This is a genomic window from Wolbachia endosymbiont of Nasonia giraulti, assembly GCF_048054155.1.
GTDB lineage: Bacteria > Pseudomonadota > Alphaproteobacteria > Rickettsiales > Anaplasmataceae > Wolbachia > Wolbachia pipientis_C.
In genome coordinates, this window is record NZ_JAFEVH010000015.1 from 11502 (window position 1) to 28492 (window position 16991).

A 16991-nucleotide genomic window follows, 5' to 3' on the forward strand; every position below is an offset into this window, starting at 1 on the left:
TGAATTGAAAATGCGGTTTGACACACTTTTTTGAACGTTCCCGTTTAATTATAGCTTTGTAGTTTAGGTTCTGGTTAAAGATTTTTATTTTAGCAGTTAAATCAAAGTCAGATCTAATTAGAGAGAGGATCTTCTTATCTCTTCTTTACCTTCATTTTCATTTCTAACAATTGTTTTTCCACTTAATATGTCTCTTATTTCATCTCCTGTTAAAGTTTCAAACTCCAGTAGATTTTCAGCAATGAGCTCTAAGTCTTTCCTACGCTTGGTTAAAATGTCTTTTGCTTTTTCATAGCAAGAAAATACAACTTTCTTTATTTCCTCATCTATAAGTCTTAACGTATCTTCAGAAATCGTCTCAGAATCATGTGTGATTTGTTCACGATTGTGATATATTGGCCCTATTTTGTCACTCATTCCCCATTTTGTCACCATAGCACGTGATAAATCTGATGCTAGTTTTATATCTGAGGATGCGCCGCTTGTAACTTTATCATATCCAAAAATTAGCTCTTCTGCCACACGTCCACCCATTGCAACAGTTATATCTGCTAGCATCTTTTCTCTTGTGAGGGACACTCTATCTGTTTCTGGTAGTCTCATAACTAAACCGAGTGCTCTACCACGCGGAATAATTGTTGCTTTGTGTATAGGATCAGAAGCAGGCATATTAACTGCAACTACTGCATGACCAGCTTCATGGTAAGCAGTAAGCTTTTTTTCTTCTTCTGTAATGACTAAGGACCTTCTTTCCATACCCATCATCACTTTATCACGTGCATACTCAAAATCATCCATGGTAACAATTTTCTTATTTCTTCTTGCAGCAATAAGCGCAGATTCATTCACTAAATTTGCTAGATCAGCTCCTGAAAAACCTGGCGTTCCCCTAGCAACTGTTTTTACGTTTACATCTGGTGCTATCGATATTTTCTTTATATGCGTATTTAATATTCTTTCACGCCCATTTATATCAGGTAAAGAAATAGTAATCTGTCGGTCAAAACGACCAGGTCTAAGTAGTGCTGGATCTAGGACGTCTGGACGGTTAGTTGCAGCAACTATTATCACACCTTCATTAGACTCGAAACCATCCATCTCAACCAGTAACTGGTTTAATGTTTGTTCCCTTTCGTCGTTACCGCCACCAAGACCAATACCGCGATGCCTACCTACTGCATCTATTTCGTCTATGAAAATTATACAAGGAGCATTTTTCTTGCCTTGATCAAACATATCCCGGACACGGCTTGCACCAACACCGACAAACATTTCAACGAAATCAGATCCAGAAATACTAAAAAACGGTACATTAGCTTCACCTGCAATTGCACGAGCAAGTAGAGTTTTACCAGTTCCAGGGGAACCAATTAAAAGACATCCTTTTGGTATCTTCCCACCTAGCACTTGAAATTTTTGCCTTTGTTTAAGAAAATCAACAATTTCAACCAACTCTTCTTTTGCTTCATCAATCCCAGCAACATCATCAAATGTCACTTTTTTTCCAGTAGTCATAAGCCTAGCTTTTGATTTGCCAAAGCTTATAGTTCTATTACCTCCTGCTTGCGTTTGTTTAAAAAGGAAAAGTAATAAACCGATAAAGATAAGCGTCGGAACCCATTGAATAAGTAATCCACCAATTATACCTATTGCAGAGTCTCCAATTGAAAAGGAGAACTTCACTTTCCTATCATGCAAACTTTTTATTAAGTCACTATATATAACACCACTTGAGTTAAAGGCTGACCCATCCCTAAACTTCCCTTCGATGCTTTGGTTTCTTATTGTAATATTTTCTATATCATTATCTTCTAATCTAGTTAAAAATTCTGAAAAAGGTATGGTTGTTTTACTCTTACCTATACTTCCGCTAAATTGAATACAAGCAACTGAAATAAGAACAATAATCACTAACCAGATCAATAAGCCTTCTAAAAATTTTTTCATTTACATTTCTAATTAAATACTAATCAAGCTTACCAAATTTTGCTTTATCGTGCTATTAATAATGCATTGAACCTTATCGTCATTGGTATTTTTTCCGTTATAATTTATATCAGGATAAGCAAGCACCTTTCCATCTTTTTGTACTGTAGGCAAAGAGTAGAAAACTTCAGGGCAGCAGTTGTAATCCTTCAGAAATTCAGGAATTTTTTGCGTTTTTTTTAGCGGAGCAATAGTTACTGAATACTTCTGATTGCTAAGTATTGTACAGCTAAATCTATTGTCCCATTCAATAGGGACATTTAATGTTAGGTGTACAGTAATTTCCTGTATCTTTGATGATTCTCTCATTATCAAGATGCTCCCTCCATATTTTCTTATTTTGCACCCAGAGAGTGTACAGTTAATATCACTATCTTTTTGCGATATTTTGTTAAATATTGCGATAAGGCTACGGTGCCTTGGCTTATAGTGCTTGTTGACAATTGCCATTATAGAGTAAAGAAGAAGCCTCAAGGCTATTTCCTCTGGCAATTGATAAAATTCACTTAGTTTAATTTCAATATAACCAAGATCATGAACATTAACGCAGTCATTAAGTGCAAGGCGTGTGTAGTGCATCAACGCTTTTGCAGCTCTTTTCATATGAAGTGCTGTAAGGCATATTCGCTCTGTTAGGACATCTTGATTATCACTTGCTTTAAGTAAGTTACGGTATAAAGTTCGTCTGTATTTTAAGTCATAATTGCTTCTATCTTCGATCCATCTTAATTGGTGAAGTTTAGCATACTTTTCTATTTCACTACGACTAAAATTTAACAACGGCCTAAATACATAAATACCATCTAAGAAATACTTGTAGTCCATTGATGATAATCCATCTACTCCACTACCCCGCTCTAATCTCAACAAGAACGTTTCTGCTTGATCATTTTTGTGGTGAGCAACAAATAAATATTTAACATTATTATTTTTACACCATTTTGTTAATAAGTTATACCGTGCTTTTCGTGCCTGCAACTGAATATTGCCTTTAATATTTTTCTTCTCCCAATTTAATATAAACGATTCCTTTGCCCCAAGTTCTTTTGCATAGCTTACAGCAAAATCAGCTTCTTTTTGAGATTCTAAACGTAACCCGTGATTTACTGTTAATGCTGTAGGAAGTGAAGGTTTATTTTTTTTTGCCCAATTAATCATTAAGTGCAATAAAACTACACTGTCTACACCACCTGATACTGCAATCGCAACTTGATTATCATGAAAAGCAAACTTATTAACTATATTTTGAAATGACAGCTCCAATCGCATTATGTTTCTTGACGGTTAGGTAGTTTATGTCTCTCTACATTATATCGCTAAGGAACTTCAATACAAGCAAACTAACAATCTGTGCAAAGGATTTGTACACTGTATCATCCCAGTGCTGAGCACTGGGATGCGAAGGAGATTAACTTTTGATCCCAGAGAATGAAAATTCTACTCTACGATTTTTAGCATGCTCTCTCTCATACTTGGAATTTCTAGAATCATCTTTTACATTAACCAAAGGCTCAGTTTCACCTTTAGAAGCAGTTTTTATTCTATTTTCTAGATAAGGTGTACAGCTGACCATAAATTTTTTAGCTGCATCTGCTCTTCTAGCTCCTAGTGCAAGATTATACTCGTGAGAACCACGATTGTCAGTATGACCAGTTAAAGTAACCTTTGCGTCAGGATTATTTTGTAACACTTCCATCACGTCAAGTAATGCATCTGCACTCACTTCACTGATACTAGATTCATCATAACCAAAGAAAACTCTTTTATCACCTATCTGCTTAACAACAGCATTCATTTTATTTGTCGTATTTACTCCTTTTTTAGGGCAAGAACTTACACCAGTAAGCAGTAAACAAAAACAACACATTATAATCAGTCTACTCCACATCACTAAACCTCCATAAATTTAAAATACAGTGCGCAATTTTAATTTTAGTACTAATAGTCCCTCTATACTAGAATAGAGTCAAGGGAAATAAAATACTAAATGTTTTCTTTACAATCTTATAATTAATTTTCTGATAAGATGCTCAATTCTTAGCAATGAAGTACAATAAAAGAATAAAAATACAATTTTTTATTGTACTTTAAGCAAATATACTTTTAACTTTATTATTAATCTATTACGATATTAAGCGGATGTTTCAAAGCAATGAATAAAAATGAGATCTTATAAGTTTTTAGAGGAAGTATTACATAAGGTAAGGAATATCGAAAACATACTAAAACTACTAGGCAAAAGCCAACTGGATATAGAGGATAAGATCGAGCAAATGTGTCTTCTAGAGGAAATCAGACATGAAATTATCTCTCATGATGCAATAAAGGAATCATTAGCGAATGCTCTTAGGAATAAAAAGAGTGCGAATATTCAGCAGCTAAAGTTAATAGAGGGGATACACAAAAGCAGCAGTGCTATTCCTGTTGATTTAGTAAAATCTTTGTCCAAAGCTAAGATTGAATGCCAAAACTTATGGAGGCTAACTAATTCTGAAATTAGTAACTTAGAAAAGCTGAAAGAATGCTTTACTAACCTAATTAAGCTTACTCGTGAAGCAGCTTCTATAAAATCGCAGCAATTAAAGCGCTCAAACTATGAGTCATTGCTTGCTGACTATGACTCTAATATCACAGAAAAGAACATAAAGGAAATATTTCCTAAGCTAGGTAAATTTTTTAGTGAAAATGTAGAGAAAGTAACTCAAAAGCAGAAGAAGGATAAGGTTACTAATATACAAAAAGTTACGGTTCAGAGACAGATTGAACTTGGTTCCTTATTCTTACGGCAAATGAGTGTTACACCAAATGAGATTTCCATTTCTTATTACGATCCTATCGATTATGATGAATCTGACCTTTGTTATGGTTTATTTTTACTTTTACGGCATACTGGTTATGCAATTCATCAAAAATGTTTAGCGCAAAATTCTATAAAGAGCTCAATTACAAAACATATTATGTATGAAACTCAAGGGTTATTCATGGAAAGGATCATTGGAACATCCAGAGAATTTATTGAGTTCATTCAACCACACATAAAGGAGAAACTTTCTACAAAAGGCAAAATTAATAGTAGTGTTGAAAATTTGTATTTGATTTTCAATAAAGTAAATCTTTCATCTTTTTTGAAGAATGCGGATGAATTTAGTTTATTGGCTCACATTATGCTAAGAACTAAATTAGAACAAGATCTAATAAATGGTACGTTAGAAGTTAAAGATCTACACGATAAATGGTTGGAAGGTATGAAGCATTACAAGATTTCAGTAAAAGCCAAAAATGAGCTAGACACTTATTTTCAAGATGAGTATTGGATAAGTGGTGTTATAGGCTACTTTCCTATTAAAGTCATAGCGTTAATCGCTGCTGTGCAGTTTTTTTCTTTCATTAAGAAAAATCATTACGAATTTTTAGATTCTATAGTAAAAGGAGATTTCAGTTTACTTATCGATTGGTTCTCTAAAAATGTATATAGTGCAAATTATGGCTTTTTGGAACAGCTAAAAAAGGTAACAGGTAGGGATTTAGATATTGAGTGCTACACTAGTTACTTATCTGAAAAGTATAATTTGTCTCAATAAATGGTTTTCTTGAGTTGTGTATGAGTTTTGTTCAGAATGTAATCAGAAATTTTTTTACTTTCAAAGGTTTATTTGCTAGCGATATTGCTATAGATCTTGGTACTGCAAATACTTTAGTTTATCAGAAAAGTCAGGGGATAGTGCTTGATGAACCCTCAGTTGTAGCAAGAGTAAAAGAAAAAGGAAGTTACGTTCCTTATGCTTTTGGCAAAAAAGCTAAGATGATGCTCGGAAAAACACCTGGAGAAATAGAAGCGATAAGACCCTTGAAAGACGGAGTTATTGCTGATTTTAAAAGCGCGGAAGAAATGTTAAAATATTTCATACGCAGCGCAAACACAAGATTCACTGTTAATAAGCCTAGTATTATCATATGTGTTCCATCTGGATCTACCCCAGTTGAAAGGCGTGCTATACAAGATGCAGCAGAAAGTGCTGGTGCAAATGAAGTATTCTTAATTGAAGAACCAATGGCTGCAGCAATTGGGGCTGGACTTCCAGTTACCGAACCTGAAGGTTCTATGATTGTTGACATAGGAGGTGGTACAACTGAAGTTGCAATTATTTCTTTAGGTGGAATTGTTTATTCACGTTCTGCCAGAGTAGGTGGTGATATTATGGATGAGGCAATAAAGTCATACATTCGTGAAAATCATAAGTTATTGATTGGCGAAACAACTGCTGAAAAAATTAAGAAAAACGTCGGTTCAGCCAGTCTGCCAGTTGAAAACAACAAAGAGGGAATGATAATTAAAGGCAGGGATTTAGTGAGTGGTATGCCAAAAGAAATGCTTTTATCAGAATATCAAGTTGCAGAGAGCCTAATAGAGCCTGTACATCAGATAATTTCTGCTATTAGAACTGCACTGGAGAGTACTCCACCCGAACTTTCTTCTGATATAGTTGATAGAGGAATAATTTTATCTGGTGGAGGTGGGTTATTGCGCAACTTGAGTAAAGTTATTAGTGAAACAACAAAATTACCAGTTCGTGTTGCAGATGATCCACTTTGTTGTGTTGCCCTGGGTAGCGGAAAAGTACTTGAAAACATGGACTATTTTGGCCATGTTTTATTCAAGCAAGATTAAATTGTTTTTGAAGGCAGTTTATCGAATTGTTTTGATGGAATTATGTAATATAAATGAGATCCCAGTGTCACGCACCAAGTAATTTAAAGGCAACTTCCAGAAGGAAGAGGTGTCATCCCAGCGCTTGACACTGGAACTTGACTACAAATAAGTATGCTGTTTCGATGAAATTGTGTAATAGAAACTGGATTCCAGTGCTTGACACAGGTTTGTGTTTATAAATTATATGCTAAAAGAATTTGAAATTGAACCCTTATTAAAAGATAAAGCTCCGCATCAAACTAAGGCTATTGTTGCAATGTCCGGGGGAGTTGATAGCTCCGTTGCTGCAGCACTGCTGTATAACCTTGGGTACGAAGTGATAGGTGTGACTCTTCAGCTCTATGGCAGTGATGGTAATGCTAATGCGAGAAAGGGTGCATGCTGCGCTGGACAGGATATTTATGATGCCAAATACGTGGCTGAAAGTGTTGGCTTTCCCCACTATATTTTAAACTACGAGGAAATATTCAAAAAGGAAGTAATAGAGGATTTTGCAAATACCTATATGCGTGGAGAAACTCCCATACCGTGCGTAAGGTGTAACCAAACAGTAAAATTTCGCGATCTATTGCAAGTTACAAAAAATCTTGGTGCGGATGTGCTCGTAACAGGACATTACGTAAGAAGATTAGAAGAAAATGGTGAGGTAAAATTGTGTAGAAGCATCGATAAAAGTAAAGATCAAAGTTATTTTTTGTTTGCAACTACTGAGGAGCAGTTAAAGCTTTTGCGATTTCCATTAGGTGGATTCTATAAAAGTGATATAAGAAAATTAGCAAAGTATTTTGGCTTACAAATTTCTGAAAAGCCGGATAGTCAAGATATATGCTTTGTTTCCGAAAGCTATAGTAAAACAATAGCTAAATTAGCTCCACAATCTGTACAGAAAGGTAAAATAGTAGATATTCATGGAAAAGTGCTAGGTGAGCACAGCGGCATAGTAAATTTTACAGTGGGACAGAGAAGAGGCCTCTGCATCGCACACAATGAGCCTCTTTACGTGATAAAAATTAATACAGAAAATAATGAAGTTGTAGTAGGCCCGATCAATGCTCTAATGCAAAAAAAGATATTGGTCAAAGAGTTAAATTGGTTAGAACAACCAAAAGAAGGCATGGAAGTAACTGTGAAGCTTAGGTCATCACATGCAGGAAGCTTAGCGACAATATATTCAACTGACGAAAAGAACAAAGCCTGTGTAATTTTAAACGACGATTACTTTGGCATCAGTCCAGGTCAAGCCTGTGTAGCATATAAGGGCGAACAAGTTATAGGTGGAGGTTGGATATGCTCCTAACTTGGTGGTTTAATTTTTTAATGCAGAATGTAAACATACAATAAAATTTATTGCTGTTTTATCCTATATTCTTTATACTATAAAAGTAATTATTATATTGTGGACTAGAGGGATGGTTAAAGAAGTTGAAGAGTTAATAAAAATTGTTGGTAAGGGCAATTTACTAGAGGCCGCATTTATTCGTTTGGGCAGTTTTCAACATGCTGACTTACATCATTGCATGGATTGCAGAAATCATATAGGTCTATCCGAATTCATTAATAAAAAAGAACAAGAGCCATTAGATAAATATTTTAACTTAAAATTTAGTCTACAAGGATTGTTTTTAATTTATGTTCAAGCTTATAGAGTTCTTGCAAAAAATGCTCAGTTCAATACTCAAGAAGTAATTGATAAAATATATGCTGCAGTTGAAAGTAAAAAAATACCTACTCTTTGTGACACTTCGAAGAAACTGCTAAGGGAAATTGTAGATCAAGTAGGATTGACAGAAGATCAAAAAAAACTAAAGCTTTTTAATATTCTAGCAAATCCGAAAGGTGAAGCTCTATTTAACAATAATGATGACTTTGAGAAACAAGTACTCAATAATGTTAAAAAGTTACTCAAAATAAGCTATGCAAATGAATTTGATAAAGAGTTTAGCTTATGTAAAGAGGTAATAAATCATTATTATTCCATACATAATATAAAAGTGGATAAAGACATAGCATTACTATTTTCTAGTTATGGTATATTTTCTACATGTACTGAAAATCGAGATATTTTATCACTTAATCAATATATTAATGAGAAAGCTAAAGCAATCAATACACCACTGTATTACGATTACATTCAGAAGTTACTACAAGTATTACAAGAAATTGAGTTACCGCATAGAAATGGATTCACCAAGTATACACTTAATTATAGAGATATAAGTGCATTGGAGGAGACATTTACAGCTCAAAGAGAGCAACACAGTCAAGATTTCCTATATCCTAAAAATATCAAACGTACTCTAGAGCAACTGTTAAAAAACCAAAACAGCGATGAATTTGAACAGTTAGTAACAAGCCCTGAGAATATATACTACTCAGTGCAACAAGAAGAGAATGAATGTAGGCCAAATTTCATCCTCAGCAAGCAAAATCACAAAAATACATTCTGTAAACTTATTTTAGGTATGTTTGTATTGTCTGTTGGGTTATATGTTGCTGATTATTTCCTTATGGAGCAAAAATTATTTAATCCAATAAAAGGTGTCCTACCACAGGATAATTTTGCTAATCTAGTAATTGCTGCAATGCTTACTATCGTAATAGTATATGCCTTATCTCAATTATTGAAACCACCACAGGAACCACCACATTCAGCAGTCGATGATGTGCGGAAGAAAAAATTAGAACCGCTCCATGCAAATAAGCTCAGAACTACATAAATGTGGCAACTTAAAAGCACATATTGTATAATGCTTATTCTTAAGTTAAGAGGTAATCCATGGATTTAAGTAAAATAACAACAAAACCAGATGCAATAAGTGTAGTAATTGAAATAAGTGCAAATGCTGAGCCTGTAAAGTATGAATTTAATAAAGAGCTTGGGTTGTTACAAGTTGACAGATTTTTGTCTACCTCAATGACTTATCCTTGCAATTATGGGTTTATACCAAATACCTGCGCAGGTGATGGTGACCCTGCGGATGTTTTGGTGCTAACTCAATTTCCTTTAGCGCCTGGAGTTTTGATATCGGTGCGTCCAGTAGGTGCATTACTTACCAAAGACGAGAAAGGAGAGGATGAAAAAATATTAGCTGTACCTATCTCCAGTGTTGATAGCTATTATGACAATATAAAAAACTATTCTGATTTATCTAAAAACTTACTAGATAAAATAGCTCATTTCTTTTCTCATTATAAAGATTTAGAAAAGGGAAAAACGGTGACAGTTGGAGAATGGGCTGATGTAGAAGAAGCAAAAAAAATCATTGAAAAAAGTAGAAATTAGTTTGCGTTGATTTAGCCTTAAATTACAGTTATTCGGAAAAATGTTGTTGTTTTTAATGGGTAAATATTGGTATCCGTTCAGGATAGCGGCAAGGTAGTATAACCATAGAGTAAAAGTGAGTTTACAACAAATGGTGTCATCCCAGTGCTTGACACTGGGATCCAGTCCTTTCGCACAAAAAACGTTGTAAAGTAACTTAGTTGGATCCCAGTGTCAGCTACTCTGATGACAAGAAAGGGAGTACAGGTTTCAATATTTGCATGCATCTGAACAGATACAAATATTGCAATTAAAAGCATTAGACAGGCAGTAAAGGTCTTGATATTATAGTAATAATTTGGAAGGGTGGCCGAGCGGCTGAAGGCGGCGGTTTGCTAAACCGTTATACGATTGAAAAGTCGTATCGAGGGTTCGAATCCCTCTCCTTCCGTATATTATTGTTTAGGTATTCATTACAGTAATTTCACCCTCTTTTTTAATTATTAAAAAGTTAGCTAGCGTTTATTCAGTATTTATTATAGAATTAGTTATTAGCTAAATAATTTTATATGCATAAAATACTAATTTTGATATTAATAATGCTGCCGCTTAGGTTACTTGCAACTGAGATTGAAATTGTTGCAGATGTAAATGGTGAGCCAATTTCAAATTTAGATATCGAAAGACGTATAAACTTCATAAATTCATTGCTTGGCACTCAGAAGATTAATCAAAAAGAGGTAAAATCTCAAATTCTAAGACAGTTAATAGACGAAATTATCATTGTCAGCGAAGCACAGAAGATGAATATAGAATTGAGTAACGAGGAGTTAAATAATGCTGTCACGTTATTCTTAACTCAAAGTTTAAAACTTAAGGCTGATGAAGTTGATCAATACGCAAAAAAGCATAATATAGATCTCAATACCCTAAAAAAACAAGTAAAGTGTCAGCTACTGTGGAACAAGATTATTGAAGTAGGAGTTGTACCGCTTATTAATATCAGCGATCAAGAAGTGGATGATGCAAGAAAGCAAAAAGAGAAGTCTGATTACCTTATTACGTTTCAGGAGTTCATAATTCCCGATCAGAAGATAGCTGAAGACTTAGTAAAAAAATTACGTACCAGTAATAATCCAGAATCTTCAATAAAGATGCGCAAAGCAACAGTTAATTTAAGTCAGCTAAAAGGTACTCTCAAGGACGTTTTGGAAAGATTAGAAATCAGTGATGTAGCAGGTCCGGTTAGTTTAAGCGAAGGTTACTCTGTTATAAAAGTCATAGATAAGGTACAGCTCGATCATACACTGCTGAAAAGTACTTTAAAACTGAAACAGGTTGTAGTTGAAGGTTCAGAAAGTTTACTCTCTAATTTTAAGGAGCAAAAGGTCAGTTGTTTAAATTTTGACAAGTTAGCAGATGATTTCAAGTTGCCAAGCGTAAAAGAGTTTGAAATAAAAATGCGAAATTTAAATCCTGATTTACAGATTTTATTTAGTAAAACAAATATGAATGAAATAGTAGAATTAAGAGAAAATAGCACTGCAAAGTTGATGATGTTATGTGATATCAAAAATAATGCAATGGATATAGAAGCAATCAAACAGGAAATGTATCAACAAAAGATTATGATACAAAGCAACCTGTTATTGGATAATATGCGTAAAAATGCAGCTGTTAGTTATCAGTTTAATTGAAGTTAGAGAGGTTTTCTACTCCATAAAAAGTTTATGAAGAATATAATGCTCATTGGCGGTGGAGTTGGAAATGCAGTGTTATTTTCGATAGGCAAAGCTTGTCTTGAAAACAATCATAAGGTTTTATATTTCGCTGGCTATAAGAAATTAAGTAATGTATTTAAACGAGCACTGATAGAACGTGCATCAAACGTGACAGTTTGGGCATGTGAAGAAGGATTGATAGAAACAAGCAGAGAACAGGATAAATCCTTTCATGGTAATATAGTTGATGCAATAATCTCATATCAGCAAGGAAAGTTAGGTAAAATTACTATTAGTTTAAACACTATAGATAAAATCATCACTATTGGTTCTGATAAAATGATGAAAGCTATAAATGAAGCTAGAAAAACAATTTTAAAACCATACCTAAAACCAAATCACGTAGCAATATCATCTGTTAACTCTCCTATGCAGTGCATGATGAAAGAAATCTGCGCTCAATGTATTCAGCAACACATAAATAAGGAAACAGGAGAAATAAGTTTTGTTTATAGTTGCAGTAATCAAGACCAGGATATGGAGCTTGTTGACTTTGATTTTTTAAGTGAGCGCTTGAAGCAAAATAGTTTACAAGAAAAGCTCACTGCAAAATGGATAGAACATGTTCAAAGACACTAAACAGCACAAAGAGGAACTAAGGAAGCAATATAGAACCATAAGAAAAGATATTGATGAAAGTTATTCTAATTATGCAGCAAATTCTCTTATTAATCTTTTTAGTCAAAACTTAAGTTGCGTTAAAGGTAAAACAATAGCAGCTTACATTCCAACAGACGGGGAAATTAATGTTGTGCCTTTGATGCATCATTTGCTTGATTTAGGCTATAAAGTAGCAATTCCTAATAAAAGTAAGTTATTAAAATTTGAGGAATGGAATAAAGCAGATGAAGATATAATTCCCGACACAATCATTACTCCTGTTATTGCTTTTGATGATCATTTTAATAGGTTAGGTTTTGGCGGTGGTTGGTATGATGAAATGATAAAAAAATTACGGCCACTTGGAAAAATATTTATAGGTGTAGCCTATGAGAAGCAATATTGTAAAAATTTACCTGTGGAAAAACACGATCAAAAATTGGATATTATAATCACTGAGATATGTGTTAGATTTGAAAGTGAATTGCTCAAGAAGGCGGATAGAAAGGAGTAGCATAGTCTCCCTCTTTCTGATAGTAATTGCTTATCTGTTCAGATGCATGCAAATATTGAAACCTGTACTCCCTTTCTTGTCATCAGAGTAGCTGACACTGGGATCCAACTAAGTTACTTTACAACGTTTTTTGCACAAAAGGACTGGATTCTAGCGTCACGCGCTAGAATGACATCAACTTTTGAATTCCAGTTATGCAAGAAATCTATTCATTTGAAACTTGTTTGAGAAACGTAGCTATAAAAACCGTAGGTAACAGTTGGTTTTTATTAGCTAAAGTAAAGGTCAAATATCTGGAATTCTGGACATAAAATCCCCCTGTAAAAAAGATTAGAAAAAAATGCAGTGCACATACGACAGATATACACTGAAGAATACATTTTTAATAAGTTTGATTAAAAAGTCTGCAGACTAAAGATAGATTTTGAGCTCCTAAAATATCTCTATTTGTAATTATAATGAGATTGAAAATATGCGGAAGTAATTTTTTGTGTCCGATTAGCAGGGTGACAAAATAAGATAGACAGATACATTTTTGCATCAAAATGCTCTTCAAATGTATCAATCCATTCCTTTCCCTTCTTCACTAACTCGTTCAGCACTTGAACTATCTAATTTAGGGCTTGGTTCTATTTTCTGAGCTTTCTCATTAACTTTTTGTTCTACATCTTCTATTTTACCGTTACCAATTGCCATAATTTCAGGTTGAAATTTATATATAAGATCATCAAGTGCTTCTTGATCATCTAGATGAGTACTAAGACCTTTTTTCAGAAGTCTGGTCATATCATCTTTTGAAAAATTCTTAATAACTCCTTCTTCTACCAACTTCTTTATAGCCGATTGCTGCACTTCATTTTGAAGCATTTTTACCACTTCTAGCATATTAGAAAGATTGTTTTTAGTTTCATCTTCTCCAGCTTCTTCTCGCTTTTGTGCCGTACTAATTGCTATAATACGCTCAGACAAGTCATTTTTGAACTTATCAAAATTATTCTCTCTTGCTTGAATTGTAGGCAATTTATCTATTAAATCCTTATATGAACCTCTCACTGCTTTTCCTGCATCAATCGCACCTTCTTTTATTTTTTCCCCTGCCTTTCCTATACCTATTCCTACATAACGCGCTCCAATAGCTACAAGCGCTATTAATGTAGCAAGCACAATAAGCGGAGAAAATGCTACTCCCAATACTATTCCGGTAGAAGCCATTCCAATTTTTTCATTTGCAGATGCTGATTTAAAATAATTGACTAGATTATCCAGCGGACCTTTATTATTATTTATAACATTACTTATTGCTTGCTGATTAACAGATTTTAATGCCTCTTCTATTATTTTTGAGTTAACACTTTCAGGGGTTAAATCTTCAAGCGCTTCTTCAATGAGTTTTGTAAATAATTCCTTATTTATGGCTTTTTCTAGACCCTGGCTATTAATTACTAATTTAAGCTCGTATATATCTATTTCATCAACTGTATTACTTATCTTACTCAATAACGCTTTTTTTTCCTCTGATGAAGATTTTACAATGCCTCCTATTATATTTGAAATAGCTTTTCTTAGTTCCTGATGGTCAATTTGAGCGTCAAAAAATTCATCATCATCTTCTTCAAGGGCCACATCAAACTCCATTAACTACAAATATACCTAATTATATATACTAATTATTAATTATATTATAATTGACATAAAATAATTACTCCTTTCCAAATATGGAATTTGTATTACAATACCTAGATTATATGAAATCAAGGTATTTTATGGGTGAGAAAAAATTAAGAGCTGCTGTGGTTTTATCAGGATGCGGCCACCTCGACGGCACAGAGGTGAGAGAAGCGGTCTTAACTCTGCTTGTGCTTGATCAGCAGGAAGTTGAAGTCACATGTTTTGCTCCTGATGTTGATATCACACAAGTTATGAACCACAAAACAAAAGAAGAAGTAAAAGAAAAAAGGAATGTACTTGTAGAAGCAGCAAGAATTGCAAGAGGTGAGATAAATGATTTAAGAGAAGCTAAAGCTGAAAATTTTGACATGCTAGTCGTACCTGGTGGATATGGAGTTGCGAAAAATTTATCTGACTTAGCTGAAAATAAAACAGTAATGCCTGAGTTTGAAAGATTAGTCTCAGAGTTCTTTGTTGCAAAAAAGCCAATAGGAACTATATGTATATCTCCAGCCATTATTGTTTTAATTTTAAGTAGCAAGATAGGTAAAGAAGAAAGTAAGATTAAGGTAACTATAGGAGACGACAAAGACCAGTTGATAGAGAAGCTCGGCGGCGAACATATAACATGCGATACAAAGCTATCAATAGAAGACGAAAAGCATAATATATTTTCCTGCTCTGCTTATATGCGTAGTGATGAAAGTACACACTCTGTATATCAAGGAATAAAACACATGATTGACAGTATGGTGAAAAAAATTAATAAAAAAACCAAACAACCATTTCTCTAAAGTGTAGTTTCTTATACAATTAATTATGTTATACTTCCGGTTGCATTATTGTTGTAGCCAAAGTAATCTGTAATTGCTTATTAATGGTAAGCTATATTTAGTATGTAAGTTTAGTTCTTTTTTTTTATAGATGTAAATATGTCAGACCTTTTTTATATTGAAAGTGAGTGTTGTGTAGATGGTCAGTGTGATACTTATGCAGGAGAAGTGAGTATTAATGATGTCATGTTGGGCAAGTTTAGTCTAAATTCATACAGTGGGAAAAAAGCTACAATAAATCTAGACATCGTTACATTCGATATCCATATTGCCATGGATTACCAAGATGGAAGGACAATAACAAGAGACCTCAAGGGTCCTGAATTTGTAATTAAAGATGACGGTTCCTGGTATATTAATAAGAATCTTGGTAATGATAAATTTGAAATTATAGTAAAGCAGTCGTGATATGAAACATAGTGAGCGGAGCTTACTTTTTAGCAATGTTTACATACTTACTTAAAAAATGGAGATTATCTTAGCTGAACCACGCGGTTTCTGCGCAGGGGTTAAAAGAGCTGTAGACATATTAGCAATTACTTTAGAGAAATACAAAAACGAACGCCAAGTTTATGTACTACACGAAATCGTTCATAATAAGTGTATAGTAGAGGACTTCAAGAAACAAGGAGTGGTTTTTGTAAGCAGCATAGAAGACATTAAAGACAATAGAGGAATATTGATCTTTAGCGCACATGGAGTGTCGAAAAGTATAGAGGATGAGGCAAAAAAAAAGGGTGTTCAAGTGATTGATGCAACATGTCCATTAGTTAGCAAAGTACATAAAGAGGCAAAAAGGTATGAGGATAGTGGTAAAGAATTAATTCTAATTGGACATGAAAATCATCCAGAAGTTAAAGGAATTATAGGAAGAGTAAGTAATCCTATATCTCTAGTGCAAACTATGCAAGACGTATACAATTTACAAATCAAAGATCCAGATAATTTATCTTATGTAACACAAACCACGTTAAGTATTGACGATACCAAAGAAATTATTGCTACACTGAAGCTCAGATTTCCAAGCATTACAGGCCCCGACTTAAAAGATATATGCTATGCAACACAAAATAGGCAGAACGCTGTTAAAAAATTGGCTAAAATTACAGACGTAGTGTTAATTGTAGGAAGCAAAAACAGTTCAAATTCAAACCGTTTATTAGACCTGTGTATTTCCAGAGGAAGAAGAGCCTATTTGATTGATAATTATAAATGTATGAACAAAAATTGGTTGCAGGGCGCAGAAAAAATAGGAATTACTGCAGGTGCTTCTGCTCCTGATATATTAGTTGATGAGCTAGTAAATTACTTAAAAATAAATATGAATACAAAAGTTTCAGTCATGCCAGATGGATTCACTGAAAATGTTCAGTTCAAGTATACTAAATGGTAATGTGCAACAACGTGCGTCAAATCAAGTCTTTAGCTCAATTCAATTTTCAGTCTGTTGGAGAATAAAATATCAAGCTGAGATATGATTAATCCTCGTTTGTCAGGTTAAGTTGTGTCTAGCACAGAAACATTAAAATATAAAAAACCTTCATCATACAAAAGGGTTAATATTACTACTAACTTTATCAAAAACTTATAATAGGGAACGTTCAAAAAAGTGTGTCAAACCGCATTTTCAATTCAA

At 33.8% G+C, this 16991-nt stretch carries 16 protein-coding genes and 1 tRNA gene; 12 read left to right on the forward strand and 5 right to left on the reverse strand.

Annotated features, from left to right (window positions below; all coding sequences use genetic code 11):
• Positions 1–117: 117 nt before the first annotated feature.
• The 3 genes from ftsH to JR312_RS03100 form a co-directional block, all read right to left on the reverse strand.
• The gene (gene ftsH / locus JR312_RS03090) at positions 118–1947 is read right to left on the reverse strand and encodes an ATP-dependent zinc metalloprotease FtsH (RefSeq protein ID WP_006013250.1); all 1830 of its coding nucleotides are present in this window, start codon (positions 1945–1947) and stop codon (positions 118–120) included.
• A 12-nt stretch (positions 1948–1959) separates the two neighbouring features.
• Entirely contained in the window at positions 1960–3255 is a 1296-nt protein-coding gene (gene tilS / locus JR312_RS03095; RefSeq protein WP_416647704.1) for a tRNA lysidine(34) synthetase TilS, read from the reverse strand.
• Positions 3256–3394: 139 nt separating this feature from the next.
• On the reverse strand, positions 3395–3874 hold the full coding sequence (locus tag JR312_RS03100; RefSeq protein ID WP_264330627.1) for an OmpA family protein: 480 nt from the start codon (positions 3872–3874) through the stop codon (positions 3395–3397).
• Positions 3875–4148: 274 nt separating this feature from the next.
• On the opposite strand from JR312_RS03100, the gene JR312_RS03105 reads away from it, so the two are divergent.
• The 5 genes from JR312_RS03105 to ppa all read left to right on the forward strand — a co-directional run bounded on the left by JR312_RS03105 (position 4149) and on the right by ppa (position 9980).
• A complete protein-coding gene (locus tag JR312_RS03105) occupies positions 4149–5567 on the forward strand; it encodes a gluzincin family metallopeptidase (protein WP_416647705.1) in 1419 nt (472 codons plus the stop codon).
• 20 nt (positions 5568–5587) lie between these two features.
• Positions 5588–6655 carry a rod shape-determining protein gene (locus JR312_RS03110; protein WP_264330629.1) on the forward strand — a complete coding sequence of 356 codons (1068 nt, stop codon included), beginning with the start codon at positions 5588–5590 and terminating at the stop codon, positions 6653–6655.
• Positions 6656–6881: 226 nt separating this feature from the next.
• On the forward strand, positions 6882–7994 hold the full coding sequence (mnmA, locus tag JR312_RS03115; protein ID WP_264330630.1) for a tRNA 2-thiouridine(34) synthase MnmA: 1113 nt from the start codon (positions 6882–6884) through the stop codon (positions 7992–7994).
• A gap of 112 nt (positions 7995–8106) precedes the next feature.
• A complete protein-coding gene (locus JR312_RS03120; protein WP_416647706.1) occupies positions 8107–9414 on the forward strand; it encodes a WD1261 family protein in 1308 nt (435 codons plus the stop codon).
• Positions 9415–9473: 59 nt separating this feature from the next.
• Positions 9474–9980 carry an inorganic diphosphatase gene (gene ppa, locus JR312_RS03125; protein WP_264330633.1) on the forward strand — a complete coding sequence of 169 codons (507 nt, stop codon included), beginning with the start codon at positions 9474–9476 and terminating at the stop codon, positions 9978–9980.
• 77 nt (positions 9981–10057) lie between these two features.
• On the opposite strand, the gene JR312_RS03130 is transcribed toward ppa, so the two are convergent.
• Positions 10058–10246: a hypothetical protein gene (locus JR312_RS03130; RefSeq protein WP_143689899.1), complete on the reverse strand. Its 189-nt coding sequence runs from the start codon at positions 10244–10246 to the stop codon at positions 10058–10060.
• Between the two features lie 73 nt (positions 10247–10319).
• Between JR312_RS03130 and JR312_RS03135 the strand changes: the two genes are divergently transcribed.
• The 4 genes from JR312_RS03135 (at position 10320) to JR312_RS03150 (ending at position 12854) form a co-directional block, all read left to right on the forward strand.
• Positions 10320–10410, forward strand: a tRNA-Ser gene (locus tag JR312_RS03135).
• Between the two features lie 118 nt (positions 10411–10528).
• The gene (locus JR312_RS03140) at positions 10529–11656 is read left to right on the forward strand and encodes a SurA N-terminal domain-containing protein (RefSeq protein ID WP_416647707.1); all 1128 of its coding nucleotides are present in this window, start codon (positions 10529–10531) and stop codon (positions 11654–11656) included.
• A gap of 33 nt (positions 11657–11689) precedes the next feature.
• Entirely contained in the window at positions 11690–12319 is a 630-nt protein-coding gene (locus JR312_RS03145; RefSeq protein WP_416647708.1) for a ferredoxin reductase domain-containing protein, read from the forward strand.
• A complete protein-coding gene (locus JR312_RS03150; protein WP_416647709.1) occupies positions 12303–12854 on the forward strand; it encodes a 5-formyltetrahydrofolate cyclo-ligase in 552 nt (183 codons plus the stop codon). Before JR312_RS03145 ends, JR312_RS03150 begins: the two co-directional genes overlap by 17 nt.
• 561 nt (positions 12855–13415) lie before the next feature.
• Here the strand turns inward: JR312_RS03150 and JR312_RS03155 are convergent.
• Positions 13416–14477, reverse strand: a complete 1062-nt coding sequence (locus JR312_RS03155; RefSeq protein WP_416647710.1) for a hypothetical protein — start codon at positions 14475–14477, stop codon at positions 13416–13418.
• A gap of 140 nt (positions 14478–14617) precedes the next feature.
• Here JR312_RS03155 and elbB point away from each other — a divergent pair, with 140 nt between their 5' ends.
• The 3 genes from elbB (at position 14618) to ispH (ending at position 16748) form a co-directional block, all read left to right on the forward strand.
• Positions 14618–15316 carry an isoprenoid biosynthesis glyoxalase ElbB gene (gene elbB / locus JR312_RS03160; protein ID WP_264330637.1) on the forward strand — a complete coding sequence of 233 codons (699 nt, stop codon included), beginning with the start codon at positions 14618–14620 and terminating at the stop codon, positions 15314–15316.
• 138 nt (positions 15317–15454) lie between these two features.
• Positions 15455–15763, forward strand: coding sequence for a hypothetical protein (locus JR312_RS03165; protein ID WP_264330638.1), 309 nt, complete (start codon positions 15455–15457; stop codon positions 15761–15763).
• Between the two features lie 58 nt (positions 15764–15821).
• Positions 15822–16748 carry a 4-hydroxy-3-methylbut-2-enyl diphosphate reductase gene (gene ispH / locus JR312_RS03170; protein ID WP_416647711.1) on the forward strand — a complete coding sequence of 309 codons (927 nt, stop codon included), beginning with the start codon at positions 15822–15824 and terminating at the stop codon, positions 16746–16748.
• The last annotated feature ends 243 nt before the right edge of the window (positions 16749–16991 follow it).